Below are 11000 nucleotides of genomic sequence, written 5' to 3'. Positions count from 1 at the left end.
CCAGTAGCCGTAGCCGGCCAGGGCCACGCCGACGCCGGCCAGCAGGCCCAGCACCTGCGCGCCGACGTCGCTCAGCGAGACCTGGCCGAAGCGCAGCGCACGGCTCAGGTGCGCGCGGTACTGCGTGGTCATGCCGTTGAGCAGGAAGGTCACCGCCAACGCCTGGGAAATGCCGAGCAAGGCCGGCTCGCGGTAGAAGTGCGCGATCCACGACGAGGACAGGAACACCACGATCGCCAGCGCCAGGCCGATGCCGCTGTTGATCCAGAACAGGTTGTCGCGCTGTTCGCGGCTGACGTGCTTGGCCTGGATCGCGGCCGAGGACAGGCCGAAGTCGCGCAGGATCTCGGCCATGCCGACGATCGCCGTCACCATCGCCATCAGGCCGTAGTCGTAGGGCGTCAGCAGCCGCGCCAGCAGAATGATGCCGCCGAACTGCACCACCATCTTGGCCAGTTGCCCGGCCATGGTCACCGCCGCACCGCCGGCGGCGCGGGCGCCCAGTCCGGGTTGCGGCGCTGCCGGCCGCGGGGTCTCGGCGCTGCTCATGCGCGCTCCCCGCGGCGCGCGGTCAGCGCCTGCAGATAGCTGCGGTAGTGCTGCAGGCCGATGCCGTTCCAGTCGCGCCGCGACAGGTCCGGGACGGCGTCGGCCGGCAACTGCTGCGCCTGCACCAATGCCTGCGCCAGTTGCGCCGCATCCAGCTCGCCCCGGTACAACTGCACCCACTGCGCGCCGACCTCGTCGGCGATGGCGGCATTGGCCTCGCTCCACGGCGCCAGCACCGGGCGCGCCAGCGACAGCGCCAGCAGCAGGGTGCCGGAGTTGTGCATCTGCCGGTACGGCAGCACCACCAGTTCGGCCTCGCCGATCTCCTGCGCCAGCACCGCATCCTCCACGTACTGCAGGCGCGCACTGATCCGCGGATCCTCGGCGCAGGCGCGCTCGACCACGCCGCGGATCTGCGCATCGATCGGATTGCCGGCGATGCGCAGGCTGAGTTGCGGATCGGGCAGCGCGCCGAACGTCGCGATCAGCGTCTCCACGCCCTTGTACGGGCGCAGCAGCCCGAAGTGCAGCAGGCGCCCGGGAACGCGCTGCGGTTGCGGCAGCGGCGCGTACCAGTCGCGGTAATGGCCGTGCAGGATGGTGTCGGTGGCCGGCGCGCGCGCGGGCGTGGTCGCGTTGATGCGGATCCAGCGCGCGGTCTGGCGGTCGATCCAGCGCAGCAACAGGCGTTCGCGCCAGCCCTTGTCCTCGTGCGGCGCCACGTTGTGCAGGGTGCGCACCAACGGCACCCCGGCCAGGCGCAGCCGCAGCAGCAGCACGGCGACACAGAGCTGCTTGGCGAGGGTGCCGAGCGCCGTGCGATGCCGCAGCAGGTACTCCGGCCAGTGCAGGTGCAGCACGTCGTAGCGCGACAGCAGTGCCGCGCGCATGGAGAAGAAGCGCAGCTGCACCTGCGGCGGCAGGGCCGCGTAGAGCTGGGTCAGATAGGGATTGGTGGTCGCGGTCGGGCGCTCGGTGGACAGCAGCACGGTGACCGCCGGCGCGGCCTGCTGCGACGTGCCCTGGCGCTGGCTCTCGCCGCTCATCGGCCGCCCTCCGCGCCGCCCAGCGCCAGGCGGTATTCGTCCAGATAGGCGCCGACCACGCGGTCCCAGTCGTAGCGATGCGCGTAGGCCATCGCCGCTGCGCGCTGCGCGGCGAAGTCCGCATCGGTGCCGGCGGCGAAGGCGCGCACCGTGGCCGCGGCCACCTGCGCATCGGCCGGGTCGACCAGCACGCCCTGCCCCGACTCGCGGTGCAGACGCGCGAACGGCGGGATGTCGCTGAGGATCGGCAGCAGCCCCGCGCTCATCGCTTCCACCGCGGCCAGGCCGAATCCCTCGTGCCGCGACAGGCACACGAAGTACTGCGCGCTGCCGAGCAGCTGCGCCAGTTGCGCCTGGGTCGGCGCCACCTGCAGGCGCACCCGCTGCTGCAGGCCGCGCTCGGCGATCGCCTGCTGCAGGTCGGCCACGCTGAAGTCGTATTCGCGCCCGGCCACGATCAACTGCCAGGCCGGATCCTGTGCGGCCAGCGCGCGCAAAAGGTCCAACGTCTCCAGCAGGCCCTTGTTGACCGACCAGCGCCCGAAGTAGATCAGCGTGCGCCCGGGCGTGGCGCTGCCCTGCCCGGCGAACTTGTCCACGTCCACGCCGTTCTCGATCACCCGCAGCCGCTGCGGCGCGACCACCTGCGAGAACAGTTGGCCGTCGTTCTCGCTGGTCGAAACCACCCGCGCGTAGGCGAGTGCCGAGGCGCGGGTGAGGGTCCTGAACCAGAGCATCTTCAGGCGCGAGGCATAGGTGGTGTGGAAGAAACCGCCATGGGTGGAGACGATCATCGGCACACGGTGCAGCGGCCGGGTCAGGGCCAGGAAGTCGTAGAAGAAGTCGATGCCATGCACGTGCAGCAGATCGGCGCCGCGCACCGCCGCCAGCACCGACGGCGCCAGCGGATAGCGCGAGGAGCCGCGGTACGGCAAGCGCACGATCGGCACGCCCTGGTGGCTGTCGCGCGGCGCCAGGCGCTGCTGCGGATCGGTGAACACCCGGTCCAGGCTCACCACCTCGACCTGGTCGCGGCCCTGCTGCAGATGGCGGCGCGCGATATTCAGCACCACCTCCTCCATGCCGCCGACCGACGGATGGAACTGGCGCACCACATGCACCACCTTCATGCCCGGCCTCCGTCGCGCCCGTGCGCGGCCCGCAGCGCCGCCGTCATGCCGTCGCTCCCGCGACCGCACTGCGGCGCACGCCGATCATCCACGGCGCGATCCGCACCAGCACCACGCGGATCGGCACGCTGGCCAGTACCGCCAGCACACTCACCGACACCGCCCAGGCCGGTCCCCAGGCATCGCCGCGGACCAGACCAGTGCGGGCGGCGACGCCGGCCATCACCGAGAACAGCAAGGTGTGCGTGCACAGGATCAGCAAGGTGTTGCGCCCGATCCACTGCAGCCAGCCCCAGTGCCGCACCAGCCCGGCGACGCACAGCGCCATGGCGCTGCCGAGCAGGCTGGCGGCGAGGAACCCCAACGGGGAATCGCCGAACTTGAGCATGTTCACGTCCACGCGGCCGTTGTGCCAGGCGATCGCGAACCAAGCCGCGCCCAGCAGCAGCGCCGCCAGCGCATTGCCGGCCGGCCGTGCCGGCCACCACTGCGCCCGCGTCGCGGCGAGCGCGCCGATCGCGAAGAAGCACAACGCCACCGGCAGCACGTCCAGCGAGAACGGCAGGCGCATGTCCTGCCCCGGGAACCAGCACGCCCAGCCCCAGGCCAGCGGCAACGACAACCCGGCCAGTACCGGCAACGACAGCGTCCGACGCAGCGCCAGATACGCCAGCGTGGTCACGAACAGTGCCGGCAGGAACCACAGCGCAGGCATCACGTAGAGCTTGGGCCCGATGCCGCTGACCAGGCCCAGCAGCGGCTCCCACCACGGCCGGTCGCCCCACAGTTGCGCCTTGCTGCCGATATGCCGGGTCAGCATCCAGTACGCGTAGGCAACGAAGAAGAACGCCATATAGGGAAGCAACAGGCTGCGCGCCAGCTTGCCGACCGTGGCCAGGCTCAGCGGGCGATTGCCGAAGGCCTCGCCGACCCAGCCCGACAACAGAAAGAACATCGGCACGTGGAAGCTGTAGGCCAGGATCACGTAGGCGTGCGGAATGCCCTTGGCATGCCCGAACACCACCAGCAGGATCGCGATCGCCTTGGCCGCATCGATGCGCATGTCGCGCGGCGCGCTCGCCCATGCGCTGCGCCCCTGCGCCGGCACGGACGCGGAGACGGCCGTGGCGGGCGCGCTCATGCCGGCACCGCCGGGATGCGGGGAGCCGGCGCCAAAGGCACTGCGGCTGACTCGCGCAGGCGGGGCGCCATCTGCCACAGGCATCCGCAGACGAACCACCACAGCGCCGCGGTCTTGATCGAGAAGTAGCCGTTGGAGACCAGCAGGCTCAGCGAGAAGGCGAAGATCAGCAGGTTCTTGAACAACTGCCCTTCGATGGTGCGCATCAGCATCGCGAACGAGTACGCCAGCAGGAACGCCAGCACCAGCAGCACCGACTGCGAGGAGATGAAGTAGGCGATGCCGCTGTCGAAGTAGCGGTACGGCTGATCCACGTCCAGCCCCATCCACGCATCGGCGCTCATCCTGCGGATCGAATCGACGGTGAAGAACACCCGGCCCAACGTGGTGTCCTCGTAGCTCTGGATGCCGGAGGCCCACACCAGCAGCCACGCTCCGCCCATCACCGCGAAGAAGATCAAGAAGCCCAGGCGCTGGTCCATACGCAGCAGCAACGGACTCAGCAGCGCCATCATCACGCAGGTACCGGCGGCCAGGCGCCCGTCCGAGGCCACGATCAGGAAGCCGATCATCGCCACCGAGGCGACGATCGCCAACGGCCGCATCCAGCGCCAGAACGTCAGCAGGATCGCGGTGAAGAAGATGATGAAGTTGCCCATCGTCACCGGCTCGATGAATACCGAGGAGGCGCGCGGCAGGTTCGAGGACGGCAGGAAGTTGCGTGCGCCGGGCCGTGTCGCACTGACGAACAGGTTGCTGTCCTGATTCCAGAAGCTCGACGCGCTGGCGCCGCGCGCGTTGACGAAATAGCTCTTGGGGTTGACCACGTCGCCGTAGACCTTGGGCAGCGCCAGTTCGAACACCGCCACCAGCGACACCAGCAGCGCCATGCGCACGAACATGCGCGGCAGCGAGCCGGTATACGCCGCGCCGAGCATCAGGAAGGCGAACGGGATCAGCGCATCGCGGAAGAACTTCGGATCCAGCGTCCACGCCATGAACAGGCGCACCAGCATCAGCAGCGCCAGCAGCGCGATGCCGGTGAACACCATCGCCATGCGCTTGCGGTCCAGCGCGCGCATACCTAGCAGGAAACAGGCCGCATAGACCGCCAGTTCTACCGCGTAGGTCATCGCCGGGCTGACCCGGAACACCTTGGCGTTGATCACCGCCAGCACGAAGTTGTAGCCGACGGCGAACAGCAGTACCAGCTCGATCAGCAGGTTGCGGCGCTGCTCGCGCAGCGGCATGTCCGGCACGCTCAGCATGCGCACCTCGCTGCGGCGGCGGCGCGTTGCACGCCAACGCGGCCATCGGCTGCCGTCACGCGCGGCAGAAACGTGTCGCGCGCCACGTCATTCGACGCAGGCAGCACGGGAACGACGGCGACGCGGAGGCGGCGCCGGCGCTGTTCACGGTCGGCGGGAAGAAGACGCATCGGGCGCATCAGTAGGCGGTCTTCTGCCCGAGCACCTTGAACGCGGTCAGCACGATGATCCGCGTATCCAGCCACAACGACCAGCGGCGGATGTAGTCCAGGTCGTACTGGATGCGCTTCTTCATCGTGCGCAGTTCCGGCGTCTCGCCGCGGAAGCCGTTCACCTGCGCCCAGCCGGTGATCCCCGGCTTGACGTAGTGCCGCTGCATGTAATGGTGGATCAGCTTTTCGTAGTGGGTGTTGTGCTGCGCCGCGTGCGGACGCGGCCCCACCACAGACATGCTGCCGCCGAGCACGTTGAACAGCTGCGGCAGTTCGTCCAGGCTGGTGCGGCGCAGGAACGCACCGAAGCGGGTCACCCGGCTGTCGCCGCGCGTAGCCTGCACCACCACGTCGCTGGGCTCCTGCTGCACGCGCATGGAGCGGAACTTGTACATGTAGAACTCGCGCCCGCCCAGGCCGTGGCGGCGCTGGCGGAAGAACACCGGGCCCGGCGAGCTCAGCTTCACGCCCACCGCGATCGCCAGCATCAGCGGCCACAGCACGGCCAGTGCGGCCAGGGCCACCAGCTTGTCCTGCAGCGCCTTGGCGACCACGAAGTAGGTGTTGCGGTCCACCCCGCCCTGGCGCAGGTTGATCACCGGCACATTGCCGATCTGGTCGCCGGACTGGTTGAGCATGCCGAAGTCGAACAGATCGGGAATCAACCGGACCTGGATCGGATAGCGGTCCATGCGCTGCAGCAGCTGCTTGATGTGGTCGCGCTCGCCCAGCGGCAGCGAGATCCACACCTGCTCGACCTGGTGGTCGTCGAGGTAGTCGATCAGCGCGTCGGCGGTGCCCTCGCCCAGGCACTGCAGCTTCTGCGGATGGTCGGCCACCGACAGGTCGTAGTCGCTGCTGAAGTAGCCCACCACCTGCATGCCCACCCAGGGATTGCGGCTCAGGTAGTTGTGAATCTTCACCACCGGATGGCGCAGACCCACCACCACCACGCGCTGCACGTCCACGCCTTCGGAGCGCAGCCGGTTGAGCACGCCGCGCACCAGCGTGCGCGAGAGCAGCAACGTTCCCAGGCTGGTGACGAACCAGGTGCCGATCCACAGCCGCGAGACCTGCTGGCCGAACTGCACCACGAAGGCATGCATGGCGAACAGGGCGAACACGCCGCCACAGGCCAGGCTCAACACCATCATCTCGCGCAACAGGCCGCGCCCGCGCCAGCTGCGGTACAACGGGAACAGCGCGAAGCAGATCACCGCGTACAGCAGGGTGGTGCCGATCGCCACCCTGTAGGCCGGTTCCGGCATCCAGGTGCCGAACAGCAACCGGTGGGTGAGCAACGCGCCGCCGACCATGACGGTCAGGTCGGACACGCGCAACAGGATGTCTGCCGCGGCCGCGTACTTGGACAACATGCGCGGCGAGGAGGTCGTATAGGTGGCGCTACTCAGGTCTGCCAAAAGCATGATCGGGATTCCTATCCAAACCCGGTCGATCGGCATGCGGGGGAACATGCGACGCCGCCGGGCCTCGATTTCGCCTGCCTGTGGACCGCTGCGGCGCCTCCCTCGCCGACCCCAGGTCCACGGCAGCCCGTGATTACTTCAACAGAACAACGTCTTCGTACAACCGCGCTGGAAAATAATGGAGCACCTCATTGCCTAGCTGAACCACGTATCACCTCACTGAAGACTGTGCGTCGAACCGATGCCGTTGTGTGCGGTGCGGCACGCACCCACGCCTCGCGCGGTGCGGCGCGCCATGGCACCGCGACATCACGCCGATGCCGCCGCCGCGGCTTCGGCCTCGCGGATGAAGTAGCGCACCAGCGCCACCGCCACCGCCAGGAACAGGCCGAACACGAAGGCCAGCGCCAGGCCGAGCAGCTTCTTCGGCGAACTCGGCTTGCCCGGCACATCGGCGCGGTCGACGATCGAAATGTTGTTGGTGCCCACGTTGCCGACCACGCCGATCTCCTTGTAGCGCTGCAGCAGCGCGTCGTAGAGCTGGCGGTTGGTATCGGCCTCGCGGCGCAGCATGGTGTAGCGGATGCTGCGGGTCTGCAGGTCCAGTTCGTCGTTCTTCAGCGCGGCGATGCGGTCGGCCAGCAAGGTTTCCTGCTGACGCGCCGATTCATAGTCGTTCTTCAACGCGCTGCGGATGTTGGCGACCTCGTCGGCGATCTGCCGCTTGGTCTCGGCGATCTGGTTCTGCAGGCGCTGCATCTCCGGGTAGCCGGGCTGGAACGTCGCCAGCTTCTGCTGGTAGTCGGCGGTCATCTTGGCCTGCTCGGCGCGCAGATTCTGGATCAACGGGTTGCTGACCACCTGCGGCAGGCCCATGCCGTCGCCGATACCGGCCTGGCGCCAGGCCGCCTCGGCCTTGATCCGCGCATCCTGCGCCGCGGCCAGGCGCACATTCAGTTCGCTCATGTTCTGCGTCGGCAGCGAGGGCTTGTCCTCGCCCATCGACACGATCTGTTCCTGGCTGGAATAGTCGACCGCGTTCTTCTCCGATTCCTCGACCTTGTCGCGCAGCTGCGCCAGGCGTTCGGACAGGTAGCGCGCGGCGAACGAGGACGCCTGCAGCCTGCGCTCCTGGGTCGAGGCGATGAACATCTTGGCGTAGGTGTTGGCCACGCGCGTGGCCAGCACGCGGTCGGGCGAATCGAAGTTGATCCGCACCAGCCGCGAGTCGCGGACCGGCTCGATGGTCAACGCATCCAGCACCGGGCCGACCAACGCGTTCTCCGCCGCGGCAGCGCGCGCCTGCGGCGTCGGCGCACGTCCGTCGCCGTTGTCCTGCAGCTTCTCCAGGGCTTCGTCGACCAGCGGCTTGAATGCCGGCGCCTCAGTCAGCTTGGCCTCGCGGATCACCTGCCGCGCCAGCGACCGGCTGCCGAGCAGTTCGTACTGGGTCTGGTAGAAGTCGCGATCCTGCGGCGATTCCACCGGCATCAGGTTGGCGACATTGGCGACGTTGAGCGATTCGCGCTCGATCTGCAGCACGCTGGTGGCGCGGTACTTGGGCGTCATCAGCAGGAGGACCAGCAACGCCAGCAGGACGACTGCCCCGGTGATGCCGATGATCAGCCAACGCTGCCGGTACAGCGCATTCCAGTAATCCAGCAGGCCGATGTCGGCCGGGCTCAGCGGGGCACCCACAGGACGCGGGTGCGGCGCGGAAGCGGGAGGCAAGGTGGAGGCGCTCATCGGTAGGCCCTCCAGACCATCACGAACGGGGTCAGCTGCACCACGGTGCGCAGCAACACCAGCGCATCGGAGCGGTACACCACCACGATGTCGCCGCCGTAGATCGCCGGATCGGGCGCGGCGCCCTTCTGGATCTCGCGCAGATCGAAACGCGCCAGCATCTTCTGTCCACCGACGGTGCGGAACACCACCACATTGCCGCGGCTGGCCACGTCGCTGACGCCCTTGCCCAACGACAGCGCCTGCTGCAGGGTCAAGGCGGAGCCCTGGATGGGATAGATGCCCGGCTCGCTGACCGCACCGGTGACCGTGACCCGGTTGCCGGTGAACTCGTCGACCAGCACCGACACCTGCGGGTTCTGCAGATAGCCGTTGCGGTAGCGGTCGGCGATCTCCTTCTGCAGCGCATTGACGCTGGAGCCGGCGGCCTTCACGTCGCCGATCAGCGGCAGCGAGATGCGGCCCTCGTTGTCGACCCGCACCTGCCGTTCCAGGTCATCGACCTGGAACACCTTGACCGTCAGCAGGTCGCCCGGGCCGAGCAGGTATTCCGGCTTGCCCATTGAAGCGGCAAGCGGATCGCCCGCCGGCAGGTCGGTACGCATCGCCGGCCCGCTGCTGCATGCAGACAGCAGCCCCAGGCAGAACAGGGCCAGCGCCCAGTGGAAGGTCACGGAAAGTTTACCCATGCGCGATGCTGATGCCCTCTGTCGGTTGGTTTTCGAAGCGCCGCACTCCCCCAGCCGGCCAGGGTTCCGTTCCCGGTCGGAGGATGATTACGGTGTCAATTCCTGCCTGGGACGAACGGCCCTGGCCAACAGCGAAGCTTCGTGTTGCAACGCACTATGGCACAGGCATCTGCCGCCACCAAGGCGTTACCCGACATTTTTTTGACGCAGTAACGCGAGGGTTCAACTACATGTCCGGCTATTCAGCGTAGCAAGGACCCGTGAACGTTCCATCGACGCGATGTTAACGTGATCAATGTCAACGCATTGACGCTGCGTAGCTCTCAGTTCCCATGGGGCTTTCCGCTCTGGCGGGGCGACGACGCCGTCGCGGGACAGCGCAATCCCACGCATTTTGTCTACGGCGACGCGCCCGCCTCTCTGCGCCGATACAGATCGCCCTATGTCGCGATACCGACACGCATTGCCATCCCGGCGGGCAGCCCATTGCCGACACCGGCCGCACGCGCGCCGCCGATCCGACGCGCCCAAACAAAAAGGCCCATGTCGCAGACATGGGCCTTCGAAAGATGGTCGGGGTAGCCGGATTCGAACCGACGACCACTAGTCCCCCAGACTAGTGCGCTACCAGGCTGCGCTATACCCCGGTGTGTTGCGTCTCCGCCGTCATGGCGGACCCGCCTTGCGGCGAGCTGGCGATTATAGCGGGTTTGCCGCGGCCATTCCTAGCGGCAGCAGCGCCGCCATGGCTCACCGCCGCAGCAACTGCAGGACTTCTTCCAGCTCCTGCCGCACCTGCTTGATGATCTGGTTGCTCAGCGCCGATTCCTGGCGGGCACCCTCGCCTTCCAGGCGCAGGCGCGCGCCGCCGATGGTATAGCCCTGTTCGTACAGCAGGCTGCGGATCTGCCGCACCATCAGCACGTCGTGGCGCTGGTAGTAGCGCCGGTTGCCGCGCCGCTTGACCGGTTCCAGGCTGGGGAATTCGGTCTCCCAGTAGCGCAGCACATGCGGCTTGACGTCGCACAGCTCGCTGACCTCACCGATGGTGAAGTAGCGCTTGGCCGGAATCGGCGGAAGTTCGCGATTACTGCCCGGGTCCAGCATAAGCCTCCACTCGCTCCTTGAGCTTCTGTCCGGGGCGGAAGGTCACCACCGTCCGCGCCGAAATCGGGATCTCTTCGCCGGTCTTGGGATTGCGGCCGGGCCGTTGGTTCTTGCGGCGCAGGTCGAAGTTGCCGAAACCGGACAGCTTCACCTGCCGCCCCTGCTCGAGCGCATCGCGCAGCACGTCGAAGAACGCATCGACGAATTCCTTGGCCTCGCGCTTGTTCAGCCCGACTTCGTCGAACAACCGCTCGGCCATTTCCGCTTTGGTCAACGCCATCGCCCTGCTATCCCCTGTCCTTCTCAACCACGCATCCGCGCGTCGTGTTCCCGCGCCAGTGCGGCCACCGCATCGGCGACCACCGCCTCCACGTCGCGGTCTGTCAGAGTGCGCGTGTTGTCCTGCAAAATCAAGCCCATAGCGAGACTCTTGCAACCAGCCTCGACCCCGGCGCCGACATAGCGGTCGAACAGCACGACCTCGCGCAGCAAGGGCCCCACCGCCGCGCGCACGCTGCGCGCCAGCGCCGCCCAACTCACCGCGTCCGGCACCACGACGGCCAGGTCGCGACGCACCGACGGGAACCGCGACAGCTCGGCGGCGCGCGGCAGGGCACGCGCGGCCAGCGGCGCCAGGTCCAGCTCGAACGCCAGCACGTCCACGTCGATCTGCATCGCCTGCAGC

The 11000-nt window shown here is 67.8% G+C and carries 10 protein-coding genes, 1 tRNA gene and 1 pseudogene; all 12 read right to left on the bottom strand.

Annotated elements, in window-relative coordinates; translation table 11 throughout:
* A partial coding sequence (locus D180_RS19520) for an oligosaccharide flippase family protein (protein ID WP_017914095.1) occupies nt 1-549 on the bottom strand: 549 nt, incomplete at its 3' end.
* The gene (locus tag D180_RS19515; protein WP_017914094.1) at nt 546-1595 is read right to left on the bottom strand and encodes a GDP-mannose--glycolipid 4-beta-D-mannosyltransferase; all 1050 of its coding nucleotides are present in this window, start codon (nt 1593-1595) and stop codon (nt 546-548) included. The genes D180_RS19520 and D180_RS19515, both read right to left, overlap by 4 nt.
* Complete coding sequence (locus tag D180_RS19510; protein WP_017914093.1) at nt 1592-2725, bottom strand: glycosyltransferase family 4 protein; 1134 nt, start codon at nt 2723-2725, stop codon at nt 1592-1594. The genes D180_RS19515 and D180_RS19510 overlap by 4 nt, the downstream gene beginning before the upstream one ends.
* Nucleotides 2726-2768: 43 nt before the next feature.
* On the bottom strand, nt 2769-3866 hold the full coding sequence (locus tag D180_RS19505) for an acyltransferase family protein (protein ID WP_017914092.1): 1098 nt from the start codon (nt 3864-3866) through the stop codon (nt 2769-2771).
* A complete protein-coding gene (locus tag D180_RS19500; protein WP_017914091.1) occupies nt 3863-5134 on the bottom strand; it encodes a hypothetical protein in 1272 nt (423 codons plus the stop codon). The genes D180_RS19505 and D180_RS19500 overlap by 4 nt, the downstream gene beginning before the upstream one ends.
* Nucleotides 5135-5312: 178 nt before the next feature.
* On the bottom strand, nt 5313-6773 hold the full coding sequence (locus tag D180_RS19495) for an undecaprenyl-phosphate glucose phosphotransferase (RefSeq protein ID WP_017916111.1): 1461 nt from the start codon (nt 6771-6773) through the stop codon (nt 5313-5315).
* 309 nt (nt 6774-7082) lie between these two features.
* On the bottom strand, nt 7083-8519 hold the full coding sequence (locus D180_RS19490; protein ID WP_051064869.1) for a GumC family protein: 1437 nt from the start codon (nt 8517-8519) through the stop codon (nt 7083-7085).
* Nucleotides 8516-9208, bottom strand: coding sequence for a polysaccharide biosynthesis/export family protein (locus D180_RS19485; RefSeq protein WP_026143621.1), 693 nt, complete (start codon nt 9206-9208; stop codon nt 8516-8518). The genes D180_RS19490 and D180_RS19485 overlap by 4 nt, the downstream gene beginning before the upstream one ends.
* Nucleotides 9209-9778: 570 nt before the next feature.
* Nucleotides 9779-9855, bottom strand: a tRNA-Pro gene (locus D180_RS19480).
* 103 nt (nt 9856-9958) lie between these two features.
* The gene (locus D180_RS19475) at nt 9959-10315 is read right to left on the bottom strand and encodes a MerR family transcriptional regulator (protein ID WP_009597860.1); all 357 of its coding nucleotides are present in this window, start codon (nt 10313-10315) and stop codon (nt 9959-9961) included.
* The gene (locus tag D180_RS19470) at nt 10296-10595 is read right to left on the bottom strand and encodes an integration host factor subunit alpha (protein ID WP_003466661.1); all 300 of its coding nucleotides are present in this window, start codon (nt 10593-10595) and stop codon (nt 10296-10298) included. The genes D180_RS19475 and D180_RS19470 overlap by 20 nt, the downstream gene beginning before the upstream one ends.
* Nucleotides 10596-10618: 23 nt before the next feature.
* Nucleotides 10619-11000 (bottom strand): annotated as a pseudogene (locus D180_RS19465) (phenylalanine--tRNA ligase subunit beta); the annotation flags it as partial.

This window comes from Xanthomonas sp. SHU 166, from assembly GCF_000364685.1.
In the GTDB taxonomy this organism is placed as follows: Bacteria; Pseudomonadota; Gammaproteobacteria; order Xanthomonadales; family Xanthomonadaceae; genus Xanthomonas_A; species Xanthomonas_A sontii.
Note: the sequence above shows the minus strand (reverse complement) of the source record. Positions and strands in the feature narration are given on the sequence as shown.